The sequence below is a fragment of the Pseudomonas sp. R45(2017) genome (assembly GCF_002112305.1).
In the GTDB taxonomy this organism is placed as follows: domain Bacteria; phylum Pseudomonadota; class Gammaproteobacteria; order Pseudomonadales; family Pseudomonadaceae; genus Aquipseudomonas; species Aquipseudomonas paraglycinae.
The window spans coordinates 282,532-305,261 of sequence record NZ_NEHH01000009.1; the positions used below are offsets into that span (position 1 = coordinate 282,532).

Here is a 22,730-nt window from a genome sequence, read left to right on the forward strand (position 1 = left end):
AAGGTGACCCATGCGTATAGACCGTTTAACCAGCAAATTGCAGTTGGCGTTGTCCGATGCCCAATCCCTGGCTGTCGGCCACGATCATCCTGCCATCGAGCCGGCGCATTTGATGCAAGCCATGCTTGAACAACAGGGTGGTTCGATCAAACCCCTGTTGATGCAGGTGGGCTTCGACGTCAACAGCTTGCGTAAAGAACTGACCAAAGAGCTCGATCAATTACCGAAAATCCAGAACCCGACCGGCGACGTGAACATGTCGCAGGATCTGGCGCGTCTGCTCAATCAGGCCGACCGTCTGGCCCAGCAGAAGGGCGACCAGTTCATTTCCAGCGAGCTGGTGCTGCTCGCCGCGATGGACGAGAACAGCAAGCTCGGCAAGTTGCTGCTCGGCCAGGGCGTGAGCAAAAAGGCGCTGGAGAATGCGATCAACAACCTGCGCGGTGGCGAGGCGGTGAATGATGCCAACCACGAAGAGTCGCGTCAGGCGCTGGATAAATACACCGTCGACCTGACCAGGCGCGCCGAAGAAGGCAAGCTTGACCCGGTGATCGGCCGTGACGACGAGATCCGTCGCACCATTCAGGTTCTGCAACGCCGCACCAAGAACAACCCGGTGCTGATCGGCGAGCCTGGCGTGGGTAAAACCGCGATTGCCGAAGGACTGGCCCAGCGCATCATCAACGGCGAAGTGCCGGATGGCCTGCGCGGCAAGCGCCTGCTGTCCCTCGACATGGGGGCGCTGATTGCCGGTGCCAAGTATCGCGGCGAGTTCGAAGAGCGCCTGAAAGCGCTGCTCAACGAGCTGTCGAAGCAGGAAGGGCAGATCATTCTGTTCATCGACGAACTGCACACCATGGTCGGCGCCGGTAAAGGCGAAGGCTCGATGGACGCCGGCAACATGCTCAAACCGGCCCTGGCCCGTGGTGAGCTGCATTGCGTCGGCGCGACCACGCTCAACGAGTACCGCCAATATATAGAGAAGGACGCGGCCCTCGAGCGGCGCTTCCAGAAAGTGCTGGTGGACGAGCCGAGCGAAGAAGACACCATCGCGATCCTGCGTGGCCTCAAGGAGCGTTACGAGGTTCACCACAAGGTGGCGATCACCGACGGCGCGATCATCGCGGCAGCCAAGCTCAGCCATCGCTACATCACTGACCGGCAACTGCCGGACAAGGCGATCGACCTGATCGACGAGGCGGCCAGCCGCATCCGCATGGAGATCGACTCCAAGCCGGAAGTGCTGGATCGTCTGGAGCGGCGCCTGATTCAACTGAAAGTCGAATCCCAGGCACTGAAGAAAGAAAGCGACGAAGCGGCGATCAAGCGCCTGGAAAAACTCCAGGAAGAAATCGTCCGCCACGAGCGTGAGTATTCGGATCTGGAAGAAATCTGGAACTCGGAAAAAGCCGAGGTGCAGGGTTCTGCACAGATTCAGCAGAAGATCGAACAGTCCCGTCAGGAACTGGAAGCCGCGCGCCGTAAAGGCGACCTGAACCGCATGGCCGAGTTGCAGTACGGGGTGATCCCGGATCTGGAACGCAGCCTGCAAATGGTCGACCAGCACGGCAAGAGCGAAAACCAGTTGCTGCGCAGCAAGGTGACCGAAGAGGAAATCGCCGAAGTCGTTTCGAAGTGGACCGGTATTCCGGTGTCGAAAATGCTCGAAGGCGAGCGCGACAAGCTGATGAAGATGGAAAGCCTGTTGCATCAACGCGTGATCGGCCAGGACGAAGCAGTGGTTGCCGTGGCCAACGCGGTGCGGCGTTCCCGTGCCGGGTTGTCCGATCCGAATCGCCCGAGCGGCTCGTTCATGTTCCTCGGCCCGACCGGTGTCGGTAAAACCGAGCTGTGCAAGGCGCTGGCCGAATTCCTCTTTGATACGGAAGAGGCGATGGTGCGGATCGACATGTCCGAGTTCATGGAGAAACATTCCGTGGCACGGCTGATCGGTGCGCCACCGGGCTACGTCGGCTACGAAGAGGGCGGTTACCTGACCGAAGCGGTACGGCGCAAGCCTTACTCGGTGATCCTGCTGGACGAAGTCGAGAAGGCGCACCCGGACGTGTTCAACATCCTGCTGCAAGTGTTGGAGGATGGCCGTCTGACCGACAGTCATGGCCGCACGGTGGACTTCCGCAATACCGTGATCGTCATGACCTCCAACCTCGGTTCGATGCAGATCCAGGAACTGGTCGGTGATCGTGAAGCGCAACGGGCAGCGGTGATGGATGCGATTTCCACCCACTTCCGTCCGGAGTTCATCAACCGGGTCGACGAAGTAGTGATCTTCGAGCCATTGGCGCGGGATCAGATCGCGGGCATTACCGAGATCCAACTGGGCCGTCTGCGCAGCCGTCTGGCCGAGCGCGAGCTGAAGCTGGAGCTGAGCCCGGAAGCGATGGACAAGCTGATTGCCGTCGGCTACGACCCGGTCTATGGCGCACGGCCGCTGAAGCGGGCGATCCAGCGCTGGATCGAGAACCCGTTGGCGCAGTTGATCCTGTCGGGACGCTTCATGCCGGGCGAGACTGCGACCGGTGTGGTGGAGAACGACGAGATCACGTTCAACTGACGCTCGACGGTGGTGAAGTAATCAAGGCCTCGCAATGCGAGGCCTTTTTTTTCGCCAGGCTGTTGAACTCAAAGGAAAAGGCTTGTAAAGTGCGCCCCGCAGTCAGTCACCAACACGGTTTCAGCTCACTGGGCAGAAATCTGAAATAAGTTGCAAATCATTAACTTGAAAGCAATTTAGGGGGTTGACAGAGGTGTTCTAGGTTGTAGAATAGCGCGCCTCAGACACACGAACGCAGCGATGCGAAAACGATGTCGAGAAGCTGCAAGTTTCACCGTTGTAAATTGAAATATGTAGTTCCGTGATAGCTCAGTCGGTAGAGCAAATGACTGTTAATCATTGGGTCCCAGGTTCGAGTCCTGGTCACGGAGCCAATTTCAAACCGGGGTATAGCGCAGTCCGGTAGCGCGCCTGCTTTGGGAGCAGGATGTCAGGAGTTCGAATCCCCTTACCCCGACCATTTTTGGGTCGTTAGCTCAGTTGGTAGAGCAGTTGGCTTTTAACCAATTGGTCGTAGGTTCGAATCCCACACGACCCACCATTTTTGAAACCAGGTAATACTGGGATCGAATCTTAAGATCAGAGGCCAAAAGCGCTGATCGAAGAAGGCGATCTTTGAAAGGTCGCCTTTTTTTTACCGGGGTATAGCGCAGTCCGGTAGCGCGCCTGCTTTGGGAGCAGGATGTCGGGAGTTCGAATCCCCCTACCCCGACCATATTAAAAATCCTCGTATCGAAAGATACGGGGATTTTTTTTGCCCTGCGGAAATGTTTCATTCAAGTCGTCATACAACTTGCCGATAGCCCGCTAACGAAAGGGGCCTGCCGCATCAAACGCCCCTGAATTCTGCCAATACAAGAAAAAGGGCGTTCGTCATGTTGCTTCGTCAGTTGAATATTGCTCCCCGTGCCGCCCTGGGCTTTGCCCTGATTGCGGTACTCGTGGCGTTGCTCGGGGTGTTTGCGCTGGGGCAGATGTCGAGCATCCGCGACAGCGAAGTGGCAGTGGAGACGCAGTGGCTGCCGAGCATTCGTGGTGGCGACGAGATTCGCGAGATCATGTTGCGCATTCGCACCATTTCCCTGCGCATGGCGCTGGATCAGGATCCGGCCAACATCGCCACCTACCGCAGCCAGATGGACACCCGCGACAAGGAACTGAGCGAGAAAATCGCCGCCTACGACCGGCTGGTGACCACCCCGGAAGGCCAGCAGTTATACGATCAGTTCAAGAAAACCTTCGCCGCCTACCGCACCGGCATCGCCCAGTCGTTCACCCTCGCGGAGCAAGGCAAGCGCGATGAGCTGACCAAGCTGCTGCTGGTCGACATGAAAACCGTGGTCGACGGCTCCGGTAAGCAACTCAACGATCTGGCCGATCTGTTCGCCCGCCAGGTCGCCGCCGAAAGCCAGAACTCTGCCGCCCACTACGAAACCTCGCGCACCATCGTGACCTTGTTCATCGCTCTGGCGGCGTTGGCAACCGTGGCCCTGGCCATGTTGCTGACCCGTAGCATCGTTCGCCCCTTGAGCGCCGCCGTCGACGCTGCCGAGCACGTCGCCAGAGGCGATCTGACCCGTCCGATCGAAACCCACGGCAATGATGAAGTCAGCCGCTTGCTCAAGGCGTTGGCGACCATGCAGCAGAACCTGCGCGAAACCCTGCAGGGCATCAGTGGCTCGGCCACGCAACTGGCGACCGCTTCCGACGAACTGAGCGCAGTCACCCACGACAGCACGCAAGGGCTGCAACAGCAGAACAACGAGATCGAACAGGCCGCCACCGCCGTCAACGAGATGACCACGGCGGTCGAGGAAGTTGCCCGCAATGCGGTGTCGACGTCCGACGCTACCCGCCAGTCCAGCGAGTCGGCACAGTTGGGCCAGGAACGGGTCAGCGAAACCGCCGGCGCTATCAACGCCCTGGCCAGCGAAGTCGAACACACCGGCGAGCTGGTGCAATCACTGGCCAATCAGTCGCAGGACATCGGCAAGGTACTGGACGTGATCCGGGCGATTGCCGAACAGACCAACCTGTTGGCGCTCAACGCAGCCATCGAAGCCGCGCGGGCCGGGGAGAGCGGGCGCGGATTTGCGGTAGTTGCCGATGAAGTCCGGGCGCTGGCTTATCGCACGCAGCAATCGACCCAGGAAATCGAGCAGATGGTGCAGGGCATGCGCAGCGGTTCGAGCCTGGCGCTGGAGTCGATGCAGGCCAGCGCCTCGCGGGCGGCCACCACGCTGGTGCTGGCCGAGCGGGCTGGTGAAGCGTTGCAGACGATCACGGCCTCGGTACACGAAATCCACGAGCGCAATCTGGTGATCGCCAGCGCCGCCGAAGAACAGGCGCAGGTGGCGCGGGAAGTGGACCGCAATCTGGTGAACATTCGCGATCTGTCGGTGCGCTCGGCGGCGGGTGCCGATCAAACCAACGCATCCAGCCATGAACTGTCGCAACTGGCCAACGCCTTGCAGGGCATGGTGCGACGCTTCCAGCTGTAATCGTGCAGGCGTGAAAAAGCCGCGCTTCTCGTCAGAGAAAGCGCGGCTTTGTTTTGTCGGGCGTCTGAAAAATCAGGCACCGTCCTGGTCTTTCAGGTGTTCGAACAGACCTTTCGGCATTTTCTTGCCGTTGGCTTCGAAGTTGGCTTTGACGTTGTTGTACGCCTCTTGCTCGTCGATGAAACCGTCGTGGTTGGTGTCGATCTTGTCGAAGTCGGACTTCGGCGCGACCTTCAGGAACTCGGCGCGCGAGACCTTGCCGTCGCCATCGGTGTCGGTCTTGGCCATCGACGCATCGCCGCATTTGCCTTCACCGCATTTGCCTTCCGGGGTTTTCACCGAGGTTTCAGCCGAGGCAACCATGTAGCCCTGGGCCAGCGGTTGCGCGGCGAACACCGAGCCGGACAGCATCAGGCCGCCGGCCAGTACGGCACCGACCAGGCCAAGGGAGTTTTTGCCGATTTTCGAAGTACGGGACATTGCATTCTCCTTCGGTTGCACTGCGCAACCACACGTTAAGGGCGATCAAGCCGGAGCAGTTGTGCTCGGGTGTGGCCATTAAGCGGTGGCGGTGTATCGCGTCTGTGTCGAGGAGCGGGACGTTTGTAAGCGAAGGTGGGGAAAGCAGGGGGCAGATACAGTAGAAGACAAAACACCGTGAGGGCGAGCCCGCCCCCACGGTGTTATTACATCAGTGCAGCTTCAGGCGTGGCTCGGTGCCGCGTCCGATCTTGCTGCCCAGCATCAGCATCGCCGTGCGGAACGGCCCGTACAGCGCCATCTGGTGCATGCGGTACAGCGACACGTAAAACATCCGCGCCAGCCAGCCCTCAAGCATCACGCTGCCGGTCAGGTTGCCCATCAGGTTACCCACCGCCGAAAAACGCGACAGCGAAATCAGCGAGCCGTAGTCGGTGTACTTGTACTCCGGCAGGGTCTTGCCTTCGATGCGCAGTTTCAGCGACTTGGCCAGCAGCGAGGCCTGTTGATGCGCGGCCTGGGCCCGAGGTGGAACGTTGCGATCCGAGCCCGGTTGCGGGCAGGCGGCGCAGTCACCGAAGGCGAAAATGTTTTCGTCGCGGGTGGTCTGCAGCGTCGGCAGCACTTGCAGCTGATTGATGCGGTTGGTTTCCAGACCGTCTATGTCCTTGAGGAAACCCGGTGCGCGGATCCCGGCGGCCCAGACTTTCAGACTGGCCTTGATCTCGTTGCCATCGGCGGTGATCAGGCTGTCGGCGGTGACCTGACTGACCGACGCGTTGGTCATCACGTTGACCCCGAGTTTCTCCAGAGTCTTGTGCACCGGCCCGCTGATGCGCTCAGGCAGGGCTGGCAGCACCCGTGGCCCGGCTTCGATCAGGGTGATGTGCATGTTTTCCGGTTTGATTCGGTCCAGACCGTAAGCCGCCAGTTCATGGGCGGCGTTGTGCAGCTCGGCCGCCAGTTCGACACCCGTGGCGCCGGCGCCAACGATGGCCACGCTGATCTGCTGGACCACATCGGTCTGCCCGGCGTGAGCACGCAGATAGTGATTGAGCAGTTGCTGGTGGAAGCGCTCGGCCTGTTTGCGGGTGTCGAGGAACAGGCAGTGTTGCGCGGCGCCCTGGGTGCCGAAATCGTTGGTGGTGCTGCCGACCGCGATCACCAGCGAGTCATAGGGCACTTCCCGCGCCGGAACCAGCTCAACGCCGTTTTCGTCGTAGGTGGCAGCCAGCTGGATCTTCTTCTGCTCACGATCGAGCCCGCTCATGCGCCCCAGCTGGAACTCGAAGTGGTTCCATTTGGCCTGGGCGACATAGTTGAGTTCGTCTTCGGAAGAGTTCAGCGATCCGGCGGCCACTTCGTGCAACAGCGGTTTCCAGATGTGCGTGAGGTTCGCGTCAACCAGCATGATGCTGGCGGTGCCGCGTTTGCCCAGAGTCTTACCCAGACGGGTAGCCAACTCCAGACCGCCGGCGCCGCCGCCGACAATGACAATACGATGGGACATAGGGATAGCTCGCAAGGTTTTGAAAGGAAATCGGTACGGCTACCCGAGCGAGCGCGATGCAGCTCATAGCGTCAGGTAACTGATAAATCGGCTCAACAGGCCCAGACCAATGGTCACTGCCAGCACCAGCACCAGGAGCATCCACGGCCGGAATGGCCGGCGCTCGACACGGTGTTGGGACAACTGCAGGTACTCTTCGACATGCTTCTGGTCTTCGGGGTTCAGGCGGCTGGTCATAAAGGCCTCGTCAGGTAGACGTTACTGAATGAGAACACGCTACAGCGGTTTTCAACCGGGATTGAACGCAGCATAGCCACTGTCCGGGACCGGTTCGACAGACACACTGTCCCCGAGGCGAATGATCCCGCTTTGTAACACTCGCGCGGTGATTCCGCCATGCCCGCGCACGGCCTGGAATGTTCCGGGGCCAAGGTTGTTTTGCAGGCGCGCACACGGCTGGCACCAGCCCGTGGTTTCGAAAATCGCCTGACCAATGCGAAAGCGCCGCCCCTTGAGGCTGAACAGGTTGATCCCGCTTATAACGAGATTGCGCCGCAGATCTTCAGGTGTGACCGGATGCTCGTGGGGACGACCCATCAAGGCGCTGATGACGGCCAGATGCTCCCACTGAATCAGCGTCACCTGCCGCGCATTTCGCACACCGGGCCGAGCGTGATCGCCGGTGAGTCCGGCTTCAAGCCGCGCTTCCACGGCGTCGAGCGCGAGCATCGGCCCCCGTGACTCGGGGCGCACGCCAATCCAGCGCACGCATCCGGTCTGCGGAACATCGGCAATCAATTGTTGAAGTGGCGTCACAGGCTGATCCCGACATCGAACACGATGCTGCGCCCCAGGTTACCGCGCAGAAAGTCCGGGGCATCGGGATGGGCGAACAACACCCGGGCAAAGGTCGGCCCGACCAGCGACAGCGAACGCCAGCCCTGACGCAAATATTCGGTGGGCGGCGGAAAATGGCTGTTGAGGTCGAGCACTTCGCGTTTGAGGCTGGCGAAGGCAATGATGTCCAGCTCGCCGAGGTCCATGCCACGTTCCTTGTAGTTGTGCGCTTTCTTGCGCAAGGTCGGCGCCAGTCTCAGCAGAAATTCATTGGCCGGAATCCGCCGCGGCTTGGCTTCACGCCGCACCAGTTGGCTGAGGGAAAACGCACTGCGCCGACGTTGCAGCTCATCGCGCCATTCGTCGTTCAGCCGACGGCCCTCGTCGAGGACGAAAAACACCTCGAAATTGGCGTCGCGAAACAAAACGTCCGGCGGCTCACCGGCCGGGGCGAATTCGTCGGCGCGATAAGGAATGTTCAAGCCTTGCAGCAGGCGCTGGCAGACCCAACGCTCACGCTCCCATTTGCGGGCATTGGACAGGAATGCGTTGGCTTGCTCGGCCGCGATGGTCAGCAGGCGTAAATAATCTGAGTCATCCATAGGCCCTAGCTTAGCGTTCAATTGCGACAAGCAGAAAGCGTTCGCGCGGCAAAGTGCATCAGTGGGCAGTCGGGAGGGGCGGTGTAGACTGAGGGCACCGTGTATTAACGTCGAATGAAAGGGGCTGAATGTGAAATTTCGCTGGCTGTTGTTGTTCGCTGTCGTTCCGCTATGGGCCCATGCGCTGGAAATAGGTGAGCGACTGGCACCCTGGACGCTGCTGGACCAGTACGATCAGCCGTTTACTCTCGATGACCGCACTACGACGCTGTTGGTGGCGCGTGACATGGACGGTGCGAAACTGCTCAAGCAAGCCATGGCCGATCAGCCCAAGGGCTATCTGGAGGCGCGGCATGCGGTGTTTGTCGCCGATATCCAGCGCATGCCGGCGCTGATCGCGAAGATGTTCGCCGTTCCGGCGATGCGTGACTACAGCTATCGAGTGTTGCTTGATCGCGAAAGTCGCGTGGCCTCGCGCTACCCCGGGGCCGAAGGCGCGGTGCTCTGGCTGCAGCTCAAGGACGGGCGTTTGCTGGCCCGGCACGAATACACCCAGGCGGCTGAACTACGTGAGGCACTGGAGCAGGCTCGCCCATGATCGGCGCCGAGCTGCTGTCGTCTGCGAGCCTGCTGCTGGGATGGTTGATTTACCTGCCGGTGCTGCTCTGGGCGATTGTCCGCGCACCGTGGGTCGAGCTGTTCAGCGATAACCGCCGTCAGCATTTGCTGTTCGGCACGGTGTTCGCGTTGTTTCTGCTGTGGCTGGTGCGCAGGGATTTCGACACCGGCGTGTCCTACCACTTCATCGGCATGACGGCTGTGACGCTGCTGCTGGACTGGCCGCTGGCGATCGTCGGCGGACTGGTGGCGCAACTGGGACTGGTGCTGTTGGGGCGTCAGGACCTGGTGGCCGTCGGGGTCAATGGCGCCTTGCTGATCCTGTTGCCGGTGCTGATCACCGAATGCGTGGCAATCCTGGTCGAGCGCGCCCAGCCGCGCAATCCGTTCGTGTACATCTTCTGTTCCGGTTTTTTCGCCGCCGCGCTATCGGCGTTGTTGTGTCTGACGCTGAGTCTGACGTTGCTCTGGTACGACGGCCTCTTTGCCATGCCGGAATGGCTGGAGGATTTCATCGGTTACCTGTGGTTGCTGATTTTTCCCGAAGCCTTCATCAACGGCATGGTGGTCAGCGCGTTGGTGGTGTTCTGCCCGGAATGGCTGGAGACCTTCAACCGCACACGCTACCTTTCGGCGCCATGGAAGGACGACGACCCCAAGTCTTGATCCACATCAAATCCACTCTGCGCGCGGCATTTCATGCTCGGCCAAATCCCTTCAGGAGCAGCGGCATGAGCGTGTACGAGTGGGCGAGGCAGGAAACCCGGCAGAGTCTGGAGATGGCGCAGGAGGTGGGATTCGATCCGGGCCTGAGCCTGCGCGCCTTGCTCAGTGCGGTGGTGCAGCAGAGCAAGGCGGTGCGCAATGCCGAAGACCTGGCCGACGAGTTGCGTTTTCTGGCGGAAAACCTCGACGACGATCAGGACTACGGCTTCATGCGGCCCTGAGCGGAATCAGTGACGCGGGTCGAAATCGCCGGAAAACAGTTCGTCCTCGGCATCCGGGGCCACCGGAATCTTGTGTTCTTCCGACGCCCAGGCGCCGAGGTCGATCAGTTTGCAGCGGTCCGAGCAGAACGGACGGTATTTGTTTTCCGGGGTGAATTCCACGGGCGCGCCGCAAGTCGGGCAGTTGACGGTTGGGGTCTGGCTCATGATTGGCCTCCGGATAAAGTCAGGTAAAAGTGATGCAGGCGCTCGACCTCGCTGTGCAGCCAGGCGAGGTCGCGGTCGTTGACCACCACGTCGTCGGCACGGCTGACGCGGTCTTCGCGGCTGGACTGGGCCTTGAGGATCGCCTGGACCTGCTCTTCGCTGGTCTGGTCACGCTGCAAGGTGCGTGCGATCTGCAGTTGTTGCGGGGCGTCGATTACCAGAGTTCGCTGGGTCATCGCGTATTGCCCTGATTCGATCAGCAGCGGCGAAACCAGAATCGCGTAAGGCGATTGTGCCAGCGCCAGATGATGGGCGATTTCCTCGGCGATCAGCGGATGCAGCAGCGCTTCGAGCCAGCGCCGTTGCTCCGGCACCTCAAAGATAAGTTTGCGCAGGGCCGCACGATCCAGCGTGCCGTCGGCCTGCAACACATCGGGGCCGAAGTGTTCGGCGATCTTCGCCAGCGCCGGACGGCCCGGTTCGACCACCCAGCGCGCCGCGTGGTCGGCGTCCACCACGTGGATGCCAAGATCGATGAAGTGCTGGGCAGCAGCGCTTTTGCCGCTGCCGATGCCGCCGGTCAGGCCGAGAATCCAGGGTTTTTCCACAGGGGTATTCATTTCAAACCGACAAACTGCCAATAGAAGCCGGTTATTTGACCACCCCAGAGCAAGGCAATCCAGCCGGCAATTGCCAGATAAGGGCCGAAGGGGATCGGCGTCGAGGTTTTCTGGTCGCGCAGCTTGAGCAAAGTCACACCGAGCACGGCGCCCACCAGCGAGGACAAGAGGATGGTCAGCGGCAGAATCTGCCAGCCGCCCCAGGCCCCGAGCAGCGCCAGCAGCTTGAAATCGCCGTGACCGATGCCGTCCTTGCCGGTGATCAGTTTGAATAGCCAGAACACCGACCACAGGGCCATGTAACCCAGCACCGCGCCCCACAGGGCGTCGTGCAGCGGCACGAACAGCTCGAAGCTGTTGACGATCAGCCCCAGCCAGAGCAGCGGCAGCACCAGCACGTCGGGCAGCAATTGATGCTCAGTGTCGATCAGGCTCATGGCCAACAGGCCCCAGGTCAGCACGATCAGCAGGCACGCCGGCCAGCCGAAACCCAGGTGCCAGGCGATGAATGCCGAGAGCAGGCCGCAGGCCAGTTCGGTCAGCGGGTAACGTTTGCTGATCGGTGTGCTGCAACTTGAGCAGCGCCCGCGCAGGAACACGTAACTCAACACGGGAATGTTTTCCCACGCGCGGATCCGGTGGCCACAGTGCGGGCATTGCGAGTGCGGCAGCATCAGGTTGTAGGTAGGCAACGGCGCTTCACCGGGCAGCCCCAAAACATCGTGAGCCTGCTGACGCCATTCACGCTCGAGCATTTTCGGCAGGCGCCAGATCAACACGTTGAGGAAACTGCCGACCACCAGCCCCAGCAACAAGGCAGTGAAGATAAAGGCCAGCGGATACAGGCTGAAGAGTTCGTCGATAGGCATGTCAGATCGCTGAGCCGAGTTGGAAGATTGGCAGGTACATCGCCACCACCAGACCGCCGACTATCACCCCGAGCACCACCATGATGAACGGCTCCATCAGGCTGGTGAGGTTGTCGACCATGTTGTCCACTTCGTCCTCGTAGAAACCCGCGACCTTGTCGAGCATCTCGTCCAGTGCGCCGGACTCTTCGCCGATGGCGGTCATCTGCACCGCCATGTTCGGGAAGATGCCGGTGGAGCGCATCGAGAAATTCAGCTGCATGCCGGTGGAAACGTCCTGACGGATACGCAGCACGGCGCGCTTGAACACCACGTTGCCGGTGGCCCCGGCCACCGAGTCCAGCGCTTCAACCAACGGCACGCCGGCTGCGAAGGTGGTCGACAGGGTCCGGGCGAACCGCGCCACTGCGGACTTGTACATCAGCGTGCCCACCAGCGGCAGCTTGAGAAACCAGGCGTCACGCCGGTCGCGCATGGCCTGGGATTTTTTCAGGGCATGGCGGGTGCCGAAAAAACCGGCCACCAGCAGACCAAGAATCGCCCACCACCATTGCTGCATGAATTCGGACAGGCTGATCACCATCAACGTAAAGGCTGGCAGTTCGGCACCGAAGCCAGAGAACACCGACTGAAACTGCGGCACCACCTTGACCAGCAGAATCCCGGTAACCACCGCCGCCACCAGCACCACGGCCGACGGGTAGGTCATGGCCTTCTTGATCTTGGCCTTGAGGCTTTCGCTCTTTTCCTTATAGGTCGCGACCCGTTCCAGCAGGGTGTCGAGCGCGCCGGACTGTTCACCGGCATCCACCAGGTTGCAGTACAACTCGTCAAAATACTGAGGCTTCTTGCGCAGCGCGGCGGCGAAGCTGTTGCCGGCGGCGACTTCCTGTTTCACCTCGTCGACCAGTTTGCGCATGGCCGGGTTCTCGAAGCCTTCGCCAATGATGTCGAACGACTGCAACAGCGGTACGCCGGCCTTCATCATGGTCGCCATTTGCCGGGTGAACAGGGCAATGTCCTGGGCCTTGATGCGCTTGCCGAAGCTCAGCAACGAGGCGGATTTCTTGCGCACCTTCCCGGGGTTGATGCCTTGCTTGCGCAACTGGGCCTTGACCAGTGCGGGGTTCTGGCCACTCAACTCGCCGGTCACCTTGCTGCCTTTGCGGTCCGTACCTTCCCAGGCGTAGATGCTGATTTTCGCTGCCTTGACCGCCATGTTCAGTCCTTGGTGACCCGGTTGATTTCTTCAAGGCTGGTGATGCCTTGCATGGCCTTGATCAGCCCCGAGGTGCGCAGGTCGTTGAAGCCGTCCCGGCGCATCTGGGTATCGATTTCCAGTGAGTTGCCCTCGGCCATGATCAGCCGTTGCAGTTCGGGGGTGTTCTTCACCACTTCATAAATCCCCACGCGACCCTTGTACCCGCCGTTGCAGTGATCGCAACCGGCGGGCTCATAGATCGTGAAATGGCCGATGCGTTCCTCGGGGAAACCTTCCTTGATCAGGGTTTCGCGAGGGATTTCGATGGGTTTCTTGCAGTGGCTGCAGAGTTTTCGCGCCAGCCGCTGGGCAATGATCAGGCTCACCGAGGTCGCGATGTTGAAGCCGGGAATGCCCATGTTGTGCAGACGGGTGAGGGTTTCCGCTGCGCTGTTGGTGTGCAGGGTGGACAGCACGAGGTGCCCGGTCTGGGCGGCCTTGATCGCGATTTCGGCAGTTTCGAGGTCGCGGATCTCGCCGACCATGATCACGTCCGGGTCCTGACGCAGGAACGAGCGCAAGGCCTGGGCAAAGTCCAACCCCTGGCGTGGATTGACGTTGACCTGGTTGATGCCTTCCATGTTGATCTCCACCGGGTCTTCGGCGGTGGAGATGTTGATGTCGACGGTATTGAGGATGTTGAGCCCGGTGTACAGCGACACGGTTTTGCCCGACCCCGTGGGGCCGGTTACCAGAATCATGCCTTGGGGCTGCTTGAGGGCGGCCATGTACAGGTCTTTCTGTTCCGGCTCGTAGCCGAGGGCATCGATGCCGATCTGAGCGCTGGAGGGGTCGAGGATCCGCATCACCACTTTCTCGCCCCAGAGCGTGGGCAGGGTGTTGACCCGGAAATCGATCGACTTGCTCTTCGACAGGCGCATCTTGATCCGCCCGTCCTGGGGTTTGCGCCGCTCCGAAATGTCGAGGCTGGCCATGACCTTCAGGCGCGCGGCAATGCGCCCGGCGAGCTGAATCGGCGGCTTGGCCACCTCCCGCAGAATGCCGTCAGTACGCACCCGCACCCGGTAGTTCTTTTCGTAAGGCTCGAAATGCAGGTCGGATGAGCCGCTCTTGATCGCGTCCAGCAGCATCTTGTGCACGAAGCGCACCACCGGAGCATCGTCGGCGTCGATTCCGCCGAGGGTGTCCTGTCTGCTGTCGTCGGCCGACTCGATGTCCAGCCCGTCGAGGTCGACATCGGCCATCTCCTCCAGGCCGGTGGCGTGGGTGTCGAAGAATTTTTCAATGGCGTCGGTGAGTTTGTCGTCTTCGACCAGAATGGCTTCGGTGCTCAGCCCGGTGCTGAACTGAATGTCATTGATCGCCTGGTGATTGCTCGGGTCGGAAATCCCCACGAACAGTTTGTTACCGCGCCGCCAGAGGGGCAGGGCGTGGTGCTGGCGCACCAGTTTTTCACTGACCAGGCCCTTGGGCTGGGTTTCCTTGTCGAGACAGTTGAGGTCGAGAAATGCCATGCCGAAATGCTCCGAGGCTATTTCGGCGACCTGCCAGCTCTTCACCAGTTTGTTCTGCACCAGGTAACTGACCAGCGACAGGCGATTGCGCTGCGCCTGCTGCCAGGCCTGCTGGGCACTCTTTTCCGTGAGCAATTCGGCCTGGACCAGTTGTTTGGCCAGACCGCTCAGAGCGATGTCATTCATGGGGTTTCCACGTGCTTGCCGTTCATGACTTATAGCCTAGTCAAGTGACAGCGCCAAACACCCGGGGTGCAGGTGACAAAAAGTGTCAGATAGTGCGGTTACGGGCTGTAGGAATCGGCACGACGTCCGGTTCACGCCCAGCAGGCCGGGGCTGCGAGCGCTTGGCACGGGCTGTGCTGATTCCTGTTCAGATCATGAGATTCCGACTCATGCATGGAGCGTGTCTATGAAGAAACAACAAGGTTTCACTCTGATCGAGCTGCTGATCGTTGTGGCGATCATCGGTATTCTCGCGACTGTGGCGCTGCCGCAGTACTCCAAATATCAGGCGCGGTCGAAGGTGACGGCGGGGCTGGCCGAAATCTCGGCGATGAAAGTGCCGTTCGAAGACATCATCAATCAAGGGACGAACCCCACGCTGGCTGCCGTTAAAGGCGATGCGGGCACTACCACCTCCAACTGTGCACTGACCGCCTCGGGGACAGCTGCAGATGGAGCGGGCACCATCGTTTGTACGCTGGCCAATGCGCCGGCACCGGTGGTGGGCAAAACCATCACGCTCACACGAACCGCTGCCAACGGCTGGTCGTGTGCAACGACCGTTGCGCCGGACTACTCCCCTAAAGGCTGTACAGCAAGCGGTACCTGATCCATTTGGAAGTCCGAACGATGCCCCGCTCTGCGGGGCATTTTCGTTATGTCGACTACCTGGCAAAAGCTTCAATAATTTCAGTGCTTTAGGAACTTTTCGAAAAGCCGCAACTTGCATGTAAATATTTCACCGGTCATGCAATTTGCATGATTCCGAAAATATTCATAGTTTTTAAGTTGTTGATTTATAAGGGATTATTAAGATTTTAAAAGTTGGCACAACGTTCGCAATATCTACGGTAACCCTGCTGACAAGACACGCAGCAGACTTTCCAGAAAAACAGGAGTTACTCGTATGAAGAAGTTCGCTATCACTGCCGCTGCTGCTACCGCGCTGACCCTGACCATGGCTTCCGGTGCATTTGCTCAATCGACCCAGACCACTCAGGCTCCAATGACTTTGGCTGCCGGTGAAGTCACCAAGGCTAAAGAAGCTACTTCCGATACCTGGATCACTACCAAAGTCAAAAGCGACCTGGTAACCGAAAAAGGCATTCCTGGTACCGACATCAAAGTCGAAACCAACAAAGGTGTGGTTTCCCTGTCTTCTGACGTCGCTATCACCGAGGCTCAGAAAACCACCGCAGTGAACATCACCAAGAAAATCAAAGGCGTGAAAGCGGTCTCCGCTGACGGCCTGAAAGCCGAGTAAGGCAAGACTTCTCGCCTGAACCGGGAGAAGACGCGACAGGCGGGCCGAGCAATACGTCTGCCGCACTTTAGAGTTCATGCGACCGGCCACACGGAATGTGGCCATTACAGGCCCCGGCACATGTGTCGGGGCCTGTTCTATTCAGGGGCCGGAAAAGGCGGGGAAGGTCAATTGCCGCGTTTGCTGTTGATCTGCTTCAGGCGATTGCCTTCAAAGCGCAGGTATTGATACATGCCGTTGCTCGGGCCGTAGGTCCATTCCTCGACCTGAAACTCTTCACGACGGTTGGCGCTGCGTTTGTAACCGAGCAGATCGCGACCAACCGGCTCACCACATTTTTGCAGCACCTCGCTGGCGCGGTCGCCAAGGCTGACGAGTTGGCTGCCGCAGCGCAGGGTATCGGACGCCGCAGCCTGGCTGGCGATCAATGCCAGCCCCATTGCAGTCAGCCAGTTTCGGTTCATCACTCGGCATCCAGATGCATTTGCGTCACCACTCGCCCGTCGCTCTCCGCTTCGCCGAGATTGGCGTCGATGAAGTACACGCGATCGTCGGCCAGTTGGCCTTTATCCACCAGGTAGTCCTTGATGCTGCTTGCACGGTCCTGACCGAGCTGGCGCAACAGCACGTCGCTGGAGCTCCAGAACTTGATCACGTCGGCACGCATTTTCGCCGTGCGTTCTTCCTTGCCCAGATCCTTCCATTCGGCCGGTGGCTGGGTTTTCAGACGGGTGCGATAGATGCCCTCAAGCAGCGGGCCTTTTTCGTTATCCGGTACCTGAATCAGCGAAGCCTGAGCCGGCACCTTGTCGCCCCGGCGCTGGAGCATCTTGTAGTAGTTGTACTGGTATTCACGTTCCAGGCGCTGTTCTGCGAGCAACGGACCGTCGCTGCTTTTTGCCGCGGTGCCTTCGATTTCCAGGCGCAGGGCCGGACGCTCCTTCAGCGCTTGCGACAGCTTCACCAGCGCCGCTTCGGCGTCCTTGCTCAGGTCGCTGGATCCCGGTGCGAAGGACACGGTGCCGAGGTCTTCCGAGCTGCCACCGCTGACCAGTCCGCCGATCAGCTTGAACGGTGCGGCGGCGGCCTTGACGATCAGGTTGCGCAGGGTCTGCCAGACAATCGGCATCACGCTGAATTGGGGGTTGTTCAGGTCGCCGGTGACCGGCAACTCAATGGAAATCTTGCCGTCGACGTCCTTGAGCAGGGCGATCGCCAGTTTCAGTGGCAGGCTCACGGCATCCGGGCTGTCGACTTTCTCACCCAGTTGCAGTTGCTCGACCACCACTTTGTTCTCGGCCTTGAGCTGGCCTTTGGTGATGAGGTAATGCAGGTCGAGGTTGAGCCGGCCCTTGCGGATCCGGTAGCCGGCGAACTTGCCGGAGTAGGGAGTCAGGGTGGTCAGTTCGACGCGTTTGAAACTGGTGGCGATGTCGAGACTGGCCATCGGGTCGAACGGGTTGACCGCGCCCTTGATGGTCACCGGCGCATAGCGGTCGACCTTGCCCTTGATGTCGACGCTGGCCGGTTTCGCCTGACGGCTGTCGATGGTGCCGATCTGGCCGTTGAGCTGCTGGATCGCGGTGGCGAAGTTGGGGGTCAGGCTGAAGTCGGCGAAGTTGGCCGAGCCGTCGTTGATCGCGATGCCGCCGATGTGAATACCCAGCGGTTTGTCATTGCTCGCCGGTTTCGCCGCGGCGGTCTTCGCCCCGGAATCGGCCGGCTGCGGAATGAGCAGGTCGTCAATGTTGGTGGTGCGATCATCGTTGATCATGAACCGCGCATACGGCTGGAACAGGTTGACCCTGTCGATCGACAGGCTGTCGCCGTGCTGATAGTTCAGGCCTTCGACCACCACCTGCTGCCATTTGAGGAAGTCGCGGGTTTTCAGGGTGTCGAGGGTGTGCAACTGATCGACCTGAGCACGACCGGTGACGCTGAGGGCCAGCGGGTCAGTGCTTTTCAGGTTCACTTTCAGGTCGCTGCCGAGCATGCCGCTGCGCAGTTCGAGACGAATGAACGGGTTGATGTAGGACTGCGCGACCCGCAGGTCGATGTCCTGGGTTTTCACGTTGAGCTGCGCGCTGACCGGGGCCAGATTGACCACGCCGTCGGCGCTGATCTTGCCTTGCTTGCCCAGACCGGTATCGAGTTTGAGGTTGAAAGGCGAGCCGTTGAGGCTGTCGAAGTTTTGCAGATCGACGTTCAGCGGGGTGACGTCCAGGGTGACTTCCGGCTTCGCCGAACGGTCGGCCAGATGCACTTTGTAGTCACGCAGTTGCACGTCCTTGATCAACACTTGCCACGGTTTGCTCGGCGCGGTCGGTTCAGGTTTCGGCGAGTCGGCGGCCGCCGGGGTGCTTTTCGGCTCCGCTGCAGCTTTGGCAGCGGGTTTCGATGGCTGGCTGGCGAACAGTTTTTGCCAGTCCAGTTTGCCGTCCGCTTCCAGCGCCGCCCAGGTTTCCAGTTTCTGACTGCGGATCTTGCCGACCACCACTTGCTGTTTGGCCAGGTCCACCGTGGTGTCGCTGACGTCGAGGCGCTCGAGTTTCGCCAGCGGGCGTCCGTCCGGCGCCTTGATGGCGAACGGCGCGATATTGACCGCCACGTTGCTCAGCAGCAGTTCGGTTTCCTTGGACAGGTTGAGCTTGTAGTCGGTGCTCAAGCTGACGACACCCTCTTCCAGCACCAGTGGCACGGCGTCGCGCACGTAAGGCCAGAAGGCTTTCATCTTGCCATCGGTGATCTTGAGGGTGCCTTCGGAGGCGATCGGGATCAGGCTGAAGTTGCCTTTCCAGTCGATCTGCCCACCGGCCGGGCCGATCGCGACGAGGGTCATGTCGGCGTTGTCTTCGGGCAGGGTGCTGAGGTTTTTCAGCTCGAAGTCGAGCTTGTCGTAGAGAAATTCGATCAGCTCGCTGGGCCGCGCATCCACAAAATGCAGGTTGCCGCCGGCCAGCTGGATGCGGTCGATGCGCAGCGGAAACGGTTTGGCGTCGGGATCGGCCGGGGTGGGCTCGCTGGCCGGGAGCTTGAACAGACCGAGAAGATTGAGCTGACCGTCTTTGGCGAACAGGATCTCGGTTTTGGATTTTTCCAGTTCGATGTCGGACAGATGCAGGGCTTTGGTCCACAGACTGTCGAGTTGCAGGTTGGCGTACAGACGTTCGAAGCCGACCTGTTCCTTGCCCGGCTCGCCGATCACCAGGCCCCACAGTGTGAGTTCAAGGCTGAACGGGTTGAGTTCGATGCGCTGCAGATGCGCCGGCACCATGGCGTAGTTGGCCAGTTGCTGATTCACCACCCTGAGCGCAATGCCCGGCAAAATCAGGAACCCCAGCAGGCTGTAGAGGGCCAGGGCAGTCAACAGGGCGCCAATCGCGCGAATCAATCCTTTGGGCATGTGCGGCTTCATCTGTCTGAATCGGAGTGCCTTGGAGTATGGCACGCGATTCCGGTTCCGAAGTACATCGCACGAGACAGGATTGTTCAGATTTGTCTGCAATTTCTGTAGGAGCTTCCGAAGGCTGCTCCTGCATGGGTAAAGATCAGAGCTGCAGAATCAGTGTCTTCAACGGCGGTTGTTGATCCATCGACGGGAAGTCCCGGCCCGGAGTCATCACGCTCCATTCACGCACCGGCCGCCCGGCTTTTTCGGCGCAGCGCAGCACTTGTTCGCGCCAGTCGTCCATGCTGACTTTCGCCAGATTGTTGCAGCAGATCAGCACACCATTCTCGGCGGTGGTCAGCAGGGCTGGCTTGAGCAGGCTTTGATAATCACGCAGCAGGTCGACGGTGCCGAACGCGCTCTTGGCCCACGCGGGCGGGTCGAGGAGCACCAGATCGTACTGGCGCTGTTCCAAGCGTTGATAGCTCGGCAGTTTCTGCCCGCGACGCTGACTGATCGGCAGGCCGGCGAGTTGGCGGATCGCCGGGAAGTAGTCGGACTGGATGAATTCCATGGTCGGCAGTTGCGGATTGAGCTGACCGTTCTCGCGCCCCACCGCCAGATTGCCCTCGGCGAAATCCAGGTTGCACACCTCACGTGCACCGCCAGCTGCTGCGCTGAGGCCGACGCCGCAGGTGTAGGCAAACAGGTTGAGCACGCTTTTGCCCTTGGCGTGATCCTTGACCCAGCCGCGGGTGTTGCGCAGGTCGAGGAACAGCAGCGGATCCTGTCCGGCATGGCGTCCGCGCACACGATAATTCAGGCCCCATTCGTGGCCGACCAGATCGGCCAGCGCGGCGTCGTCGGCGCGGTAGACGCTGTCTTCACGGTCGATTCGCGAGTTGCCACGGGAGCGGTCGTTGTAGACCAACAGGGTTTCAAGGCCCAGGGTCTGGTTGACCATGGCGTGCAGTTGCAGCAGGTCTTCGCGTGCCAGGGTCTGGTGGAAACTTTGCACCATCAGTTGCGGGCCGTAGCGGTCGATGGTCAGGCCGCCGGCACCCTCCTGGCTGCCGTGGAACAGCCGATAGCAGTCGGTGCCCTGGCGGTGCAGCTCGGCGAGCAGATCCTGGCGTTGATCGAGGGCGGCGCGCAGCGCCAGGTTCAAGGAAGACATGCGGGCGCCTTGCTGGAGGGAATCGGGGCGCGGGAGTTTAGCAGTTTGGCAGGCAATCGAGGGGTTCCCATCGCGAGCAGGCTCGCTCCCACAGACGATCATAAGTCCTTGTGGGAGCGAGCCTGCTCGCGATGCTTTTGCGGCCTTACTGGTTCAGGCGTTTATCGATCAAGCCCTGCACCACGCTCGGATCCGCCAGAGTCGAAGTGTCGCCAAGGCTGTCGAGTTCGTTGCAGGCGATCTTGCGCAGGATCCGCCGCATGATCTTGCCCGAGCGGGTCTTCGGCAGGGCCGGGGCCCACTGGATCAGGTCCGGTTTGGCGAAGCTGCCGATTTCCTTGCTGACGTGGGCCAGCAGTTCTTTCTTCAGCTCATCGTTGGGTTCGGTGCCATTCATCGGTGTGACGAACGCATAAATCCCCTGACCTTTGACGTCGTGGGGATAACCGACCACGGCGGCCTCTGCAATGCTGTCGTGCAGCACCAACGCACTTTCCACCTCGGCGGTACCGATGCGATGGCCGGAGACATTGATCACGTCATCGATGCGCCCGGTGATCCAGTAATCGCCGTCCTCGTCGCGGCGGGCGCCGTCGCCGGTGAAGTAGTAACCGGGATAGGGCTTGAAGTAGGTGTCGACCATGCGCTGCGGATCGCCGTAGACGCTGCGAATCTGCGCCGGCCAGCTCGACTTGATCGCCAGCACGCCACTGCCGGCGCCCTTGATCTCCTTGCCGTGCTCATCGAGCAGCACCGGTTGCACGCCGAACATCGGCTGGGTGGCGCAGCCCGGTTTGATCCGCTGGGCGCTGACCAGCGGGCTGAGCATGATGCCGCCGGTTTCGGTCTGCCACCACGTATCGACAATCGGGCAGCGCTGTTCGCCTACGACGTTGAAATACCATTCCCACGCTTCCGGGTTGATCGGCTCACCGACACTGCCGAGCAATCTGAGGCTTTGTCGCGACGTTTCCTGCAAGGGCCCGGCGCCTTCACGCATCAATGCGCGCAGGGCGGTGGGGGCGGTGTAGAAGATGTTGACCTTGTGTTTGTCGATCACCTGCCAGAACCGCGAAGTACTCGGGTAGCTCGGCACGCCTTCGAAGATCAGTGTGGTGGCGCCGTTGGCCAGCGGGCCGTAGACGATATAGCTGTGGCCGGTAACCCAGCCGACGTCGGCGGTGCACCAGAACACTTCGCCGTCGCGGTAGTCGAGCACGTACTTGAAGGTCATCGCCGCTTGCAGCAGGTAACCGCCGGTGGTGTGCAGCACGCCTTTGGGTTTGCCGGTGCTGCCGGAGGTGTAGAGGATGAACAGCGGGTCTTCTGCGTCCATCGGTTCCGGCGGGCATTCGTCGCTGACGTCGCGCACGGCCCGGTGATACCAGAGGTCGCGGCCTTCGACCCAGTCGACTTTGTTCTGGGTGCGCTCGACCACCACGACGGTGCTGACATTCGGGCAACTCTGCAGAGCCTTGTCGACGTTCTGTTTCAGCGGCACGAATTTGCCACCGCGCACGCCCTCGTCGGCGGTGATCACCGTGCGGCAGTCGGCGTCGAGAATGCGGTCGCGCAATGAGTCCGGGGAGAACCCGCCAAACACCACCGAATGAATCGCGCCGATCCGCGCGCAGGCGAGCATGGCGTAGGCCGCTTCGGGGATCATCGGCATGTAGATGCACACCCGGTCGCCTTTTTTCACGCCACGGCTTTTCAGCACGTTGGCCAGGCGGCAGACGTGGTGATGGAGTTTGCTGTAGGTGATTTGCGTCGATTCGGCAGGGTCGTCGCCTTCCCAGAGGATGGCAGTCTGATCGCCGCGCTTTTCAAGATGGCGGTCGATGCAGTTGTAGCTGACGTTCAGCTTGCCACCGGCAAACCAGGCGGCTTCGCCGGTCCTCAGGTCATAGCGCTGGACGGTCTGCCACGGTGTGCTCCAGTCGAGGAAGCGGGTGGCCTGTTCGGCCCAGAAGGTGCTGGGGTGTTCAATGGATTCGCGGTACAGGCGCTGGTAGTCGTCCTGACTCAACTGTGCAGCCCGGCGGACGGCATCGGCTTTGGGGAACGTGCTGATATCGAACATGACGGTTCCTTATTCTTGTTGTGCGACAAGGATAAAGATGCGCCGAGAGCGGGGAGGGTTCAATACCTGTAAACAAACACCCCCTCATGGC

General features: G+C 60.4%; 21 protein-coding genes and 4 tRNA genes. 11 read left to right on the plus strand and 14 right to left on the minus strand.

All coding sequences use genetic code 11. The features are described from left to right. Window positions 1-10 precede the first annotated feature (10 nt). The 6 genes from clpB to CAF74_RS21940 all read left to right on the plus strand — a co-directional run bounded on the left by clpB (window position 11) and on the right by CAF74_RS21940 (window position 5,076). Window positions 11-2,575: an ATP-dependent chaperone ClpB gene (clpB, locus tag CAF74_RS21915; protein WP_085747730.1), complete on the plus strand. Its 2,565-nt coding sequence runs from the start codon at window positions 11-13 to the stop codon at window positions 2,573-2,575. 298 nt (window positions 2,576-2,873) lie between these two features. Continuing rightward, a tRNA-Asn gene (locus tag CAF74_RS21920) sits at window positions 2,874-2,949 on the plus strand. 9 nt (window positions 2,950-2,958) lie between these two features. After that, a tRNA-Pro gene (locus tag CAF74_RS21925) sits at window positions 2,959-3,035 on the plus strand. A 5-nt stretch (window positions 3,036-3,040) separates the two neighbouring features. Beyond that, window positions 3,041-3,116 (plus strand) — tRNA-Lys (locus CAF74_RS21930). A gap of 97 nt (window positions 3,117-3,213) precedes the next feature. After that, a tRNA-Pro gene (locus tag CAF74_RS21935) sits at window positions 3,214-3,290 on the plus strand. Window positions 3,291-3,450: 160 nt separating this feature from the next. Beyond that, window positions 3,451-5,076 carry a methyl-accepting chemotaxis protein gene (locus CAF74_RS21940; RefSeq protein WP_085608689.1) on the plus strand — a complete coding sequence of 542 codons (1,626 nt, stop codon included), beginning with the start codon at window positions 3,451-3,453 and terminating at the stop codon, window positions 5,074-5,076. Between the two features lie 72 nt (window positions 5,077-5,148). On the opposite strand, the gene CAF74_RS21945 is transcribed toward CAF74_RS21940, so the two are convergent. The 5 genes from CAF74_RS21945 to CAF74_RS21965 form a co-directional block, all read right to left on the minus strand. Beyond that, entirely contained in the window at window positions 5,149-5,556 is a 408-nt protein-coding gene (locus CAF74_RS21945; protein ID WP_007959573.1) for a hypothetical protein, read from the minus strand. Window positions 5,557-5,767: 211 nt separating this feature from the next. After that, window positions 5,768-7,066, minus strand: coding sequence for an NAD(P)/FAD-dependent oxidoreductase (locus CAF74_RS21950; protein ID WP_064599500.1), 1,299 nt, complete (start codon window positions 7,064-7,066; stop codon window positions 5,768-5,770). Window positions 7,067-7,129: 63 nt separating this feature from the next. Next, window positions 7,130-7,303 carry a DUF3094 domain-containing protein gene (locus CAF74_RS21955; protein ID WP_007909875.1) on the minus strand — a complete coding sequence of 58 codons (174 nt, stop codon included), beginning with the start codon at window positions 7,301-7,303 and terminating at the stop codon, window positions 7,130-7,132. A 51-nt stretch (window positions 7,304-7,354) separates the two neighbouring features. Further along, window positions 7,355-7,882, minus strand: a complete 528-nt coding sequence (locus CAF74_RS21960) for an MOSC domain-containing protein (RefSeq protein WP_085747731.1) — start codon at window positions 7,880-7,882, stop codon at window positions 7,355-7,357. Beyond that, a complete protein-coding gene (locus CAF74_RS21965) occupies window positions 7,879-8,505 on the minus strand; it encodes a DUF1780 domain-containing protein (protein ID WP_007959580.1) in 627 nt (208 codons plus the stop codon). Before CAF74_RS21965 ends, CAF74_RS21960 begins: the two co-directional genes overlap by 4 nt. A 130-nt stretch (window positions 8,506-8,635) precedes the next feature. On the opposite strand from CAF74_RS21965, the gene CAF74_RS21970 reads away from it, so the two are divergent. The 3 genes from CAF74_RS21970 (at window position 8,636) to CAF74_RS21980 (ending at window position 10,070) form a co-directional block, all read left to right on the plus strand. Beyond that, entirely contained in the window at window positions 8,636-9,103 is a 468-nt protein-coding gene (locus CAF74_RS21970; RefSeq protein ID WP_085689765.1) for an FAD/FMN-containing dehydrogenase, read from the plus strand. Beyond that, window positions 9,100-9,789 (plus strand): energy-coupling factor ABC transporter permease, encoded by a 690-nt coding sequence (locus CAF74_RS21975; RefSeq protein ID WP_085747732.1) that lies wholly within the window; start codon window positions 9,100-9,102, stop codon window positions 9,787-9,789. Before CAF74_RS21970 ends, CAF74_RS21975 begins: the two co-directional genes overlap by 4 nt. A gap of 65 nt (window positions 9,790-9,854) precedes the next feature. Then, window positions 9,855-10,070 carry a hypothetical protein gene (locus CAF74_RS21980; RefSeq protein ID WP_007959584.1) on the plus strand — a complete coding sequence of 72 codons (216 nt, stop codon included), beginning with the start codon at window positions 9,855-9,857 and terminating at the stop codon, window positions 10,068-10,070. Window positions 10,071-10,076: 6 nt separating this feature from the next. On the opposite strand, the gene yacG is transcribed toward CAF74_RS21980, so the two are convergent. From yacG to pilB, 5 genes are read right to left on the minus strand one after another with little or no spacing between them, the layout of a single operon-like run. After that, window positions 10,077-10,277 (minus strand): DNA gyrase inhibitor YacG, encoded by a 201-nt coding sequence (gene yacG / locus CAF74_RS21985; RefSeq protein ID WP_011335983.1) that lies wholly within the window; start codon window positions 10,275-10,277, stop codon window positions 10,077-10,079. Continuing rightward, window positions 10,274-10,897 carry a dephospho-CoA kinase gene (gene coaE / locus CAF74_RS21990; RefSeq protein WP_085747733.1) on the minus strand — a complete coding sequence of 208 codons (624 nt, stop codon included), beginning with the start codon at window positions 10,895-10,897 and terminating at the stop codon, window positions 10,274-10,276. Before coaE ends, yacG begins: the two co-directional genes overlap by 4 nt. Further along, window positions 10,894-11,766: an A24 family peptidase gene (locus CAF74_RS21995; protein WP_085747734.1), complete on the minus strand. Its 873-nt coding sequence runs from the start codon at window positions 11,764-11,766 to the stop codon at window positions 10,894-10,896. The genes coaE and CAF74_RS21995 overlap by 4 nt, the downstream gene beginning before the upstream one ends. A 1-nt stretch (window position 11,767) precedes the next feature. Beyond that, window positions 11,768-12,985 (minus strand): type II secretion system F family protein, encoded by a 1,218-nt coding sequence (locus tag CAF74_RS22000; protein WP_085747735.1) that lies wholly within the window; start codon window positions 12,983-12,985, stop codon window positions 11,768-11,770. Between the two features lie 2 nt (window positions 12,986-12,987). Next, window positions 12,988-14,688, minus strand: coding sequence for a type IV-A pilus assembly ATPase PilB (gene pilB / locus CAF74_RS22005; protein WP_085747736.1), 1,701 nt, complete (start codon window positions 14,686-14,688; stop codon window positions 12,988-12,990). A gap of 226 nt (window positions 14,689-14,914) precedes the next feature. Here pilB and CAF74_RS22010 point away from each other — a divergent pair, with 226 nt between their 5' ends. Further along, window positions 14,915-15,337 carry a pilin gene (locus CAF74_RS22010; RefSeq protein WP_085747737.1) on the plus strand — a complete coding sequence of 141 codons (423 nt, stop codon included), beginning with the start codon at window positions 14,915-14,917 and terminating at the stop codon, window positions 15,335-15,337. A gap of 297 nt (window positions 15,338-15,634) precedes the next feature. Then, a complete protein-coding gene (locus CAF74_RS22015) occupies window positions 15,635-15,991 on the plus strand; it encodes a BON domain-containing protein (RefSeq protein WP_011335977.1) in 357 nt (118 codons plus the stop codon). A 167-nt stretch (window positions 15,992-16,158) separates the two neighbouring features. Here CAF74_RS22015 and CAF74_RS22020 read toward each other — a convergent pair whose 3' ends face one another. From CAF74_RS22020 to acs, 4 genes are all read right to left on the minus strand, one after another. Next, entirely contained in the window at window positions 16,159-16,455 is a 297-nt protein-coding gene (locus CAF74_RS22020; protein ID WP_085747738.1) for a DUF2845 domain-containing protein, read from the minus strand. Then, window positions 16,455-19,406, minus strand: coding sequence for a DUF748 domain-containing protein (locus tag CAF74_RS22025; protein ID WP_085747739.1), 2,952 nt, complete (start codon window positions 19,404-19,406; stop codon window positions 16,455-16,457). The genes CAF74_RS22020 and CAF74_RS22025 overlap by 1 nt, the downstream gene beginning before the upstream one ends. Before the next feature lie 133 nt (window positions 19,407-19,539). Continuing rightward, window positions 19,540-20,556: a class I SAM-dependent rRNA methyltransferase gene (locus CAF74_RS22030; protein WP_085747740.1), complete on the minus strand. Its 1,017-nt coding sequence runs from the start codon at window positions 20,554-20,556 to the stop codon at window positions 19,540-19,542. 145 nt (window positions 20,557-20,701) lie between these two features. Beyond that, entirely contained in the window at window positions 20,702-22,639 is a 1,938-nt protein-coding gene (gene acs, locus CAF74_RS22035) for an acetate--CoA ligase (RefSeq protein WP_085747741.1), read from the minus strand. Window positions 22,640-22,730: the final 91 nt, after the last annotated feature.

Bases quoted from the DNA above. Each gene is read 5' to 3' on its own strand.
- clpB (WP_085747730.1), top strand. From the start codon at position 11: ATGCGTATAGACCGTTTAACCAGCAAATTGCAGTTGGCGTTGTCCGAT.
- CAF74_RS21940 (WP_085608689.1), top strand. From the start codon at position 3,451: ATGTTGCTTCGTCAGTTGAATATTGCTCCCCGTGCCGCCCTGGGCTTT.
- CAF74_RS21945 (WP_007959573.1), bottom strand. From the start codon at position 5,556: ATGTCCCGTACTTCGAAAATCGGCAAAAACTCCCTTGGCCTGGTCGGT.
- CAF74_RS21950 (WP_064599500.1), bottom strand. From the start codon at position 7,066: ATGTCCCATCGTATTGTCATTGTCGGCGGCGGCGCCGGCGGTCTGGAG.
- CAF74_RS21955 (WP_007909875.1), bottom strand. From the start codon at position 7,303: ATGACCAGCCGCCTGAACCCCGAAGACCAGAAGCATGTCGAAGAGTAC.
- CAF74_RS21965 (WP_007959580.1), bottom strand. From the start codon at position 8,505: ATGGATGACTCAGATTATTTACGCCTGCTGACCATCGCGGCCGAGCAA.
- CAF74_RS21975 (WP_085747732.1), top strand. From the start codon at position 9,100: ATGATCGGCGCCGAGCTGCTGTCGTCTGCGAGCCTGCTGCTGGGATGG.
- CAF74_RS21980 (WP_007959584.1), top strand. From the start codon at position 9,855: ATGAGCGTGTACGAGTGGGCGAGGCAGGAAACCCGGCAGAGTCTGGAG.
- yacG (WP_011335983.1), bottom strand. From the start codon at position 10,277: ATGAGCCAGACCCCAACCGTCAACTGCCCGACTTGCGGCGCGCCCGTG.
- coaE (WP_085747733.1), bottom strand. From the start codon at position 10,897: ATGAATACCCCTGTGGAAAAACCCTGGATTCTCGGCCTGACCGGCGGC.
- CAF74_RS21995 (WP_085747734.1), bottom strand. From the start codon at position 11,766: ATGCCTATCGACGAACTCTTCAGCCTGTATCCGCTGGCCTTTATCTTC.
- CAF74_RS22000 (WP_085747735.1), bottom strand. From the start codon at position 12,985: ATGGCGGTCAAGGCAGCGAAAATCAGCATCTACGCCTGGGAAGGTACG.
- pilB (WP_085747736.1), bottom strand. From the start codon at position 14,688: ATGAATGACATCGCTCTGAGCGGTCTGGCCAAACAACTGGTCCAGGCC.
- CAF74_RS22010 (WP_085747737.1), top strand. From the start codon at position 14,915: ATGAAGAAACAACAAGGTTTCACTCTGATCGAGCTGCTGATCGTTGTG.
- CAF74_RS22015 (WP_011335977.1), top strand. From the start codon at position 15,635: ATGAAGAAGTTCGCTATCACTGCCGCTGCTGCTACCGCGCTGACCCTG.
- CAF74_RS22020 (WP_085747738.1), bottom strand. From the start codon at position 16,455: ATGAACCGAAACTGGCTGACTGCAATGGGGCTGGCATTGATCGCCAGC.
- CAF74_RS22025 (WP_085747739.1), bottom strand. From the start codon at position 19,406: ATGAAGCCGCACATGCCCAAAGGATTGATTCGCGCGATTGGCGCCCTG.
- CAF74_RS22030 (WP_085747740.1), bottom strand. From the start codon at position 20,556: ATGTCTTCCTTGAACCTGGCGCTGCGCGCCGCCCTCGATCAACGCCAG.
- acs (WP_085747741.1), bottom strand. From the start codon at position 22,639: ATGTTCGATATCAGCACGTTCCCCAAAGCCGATGCCGTCCGCCGGGCT.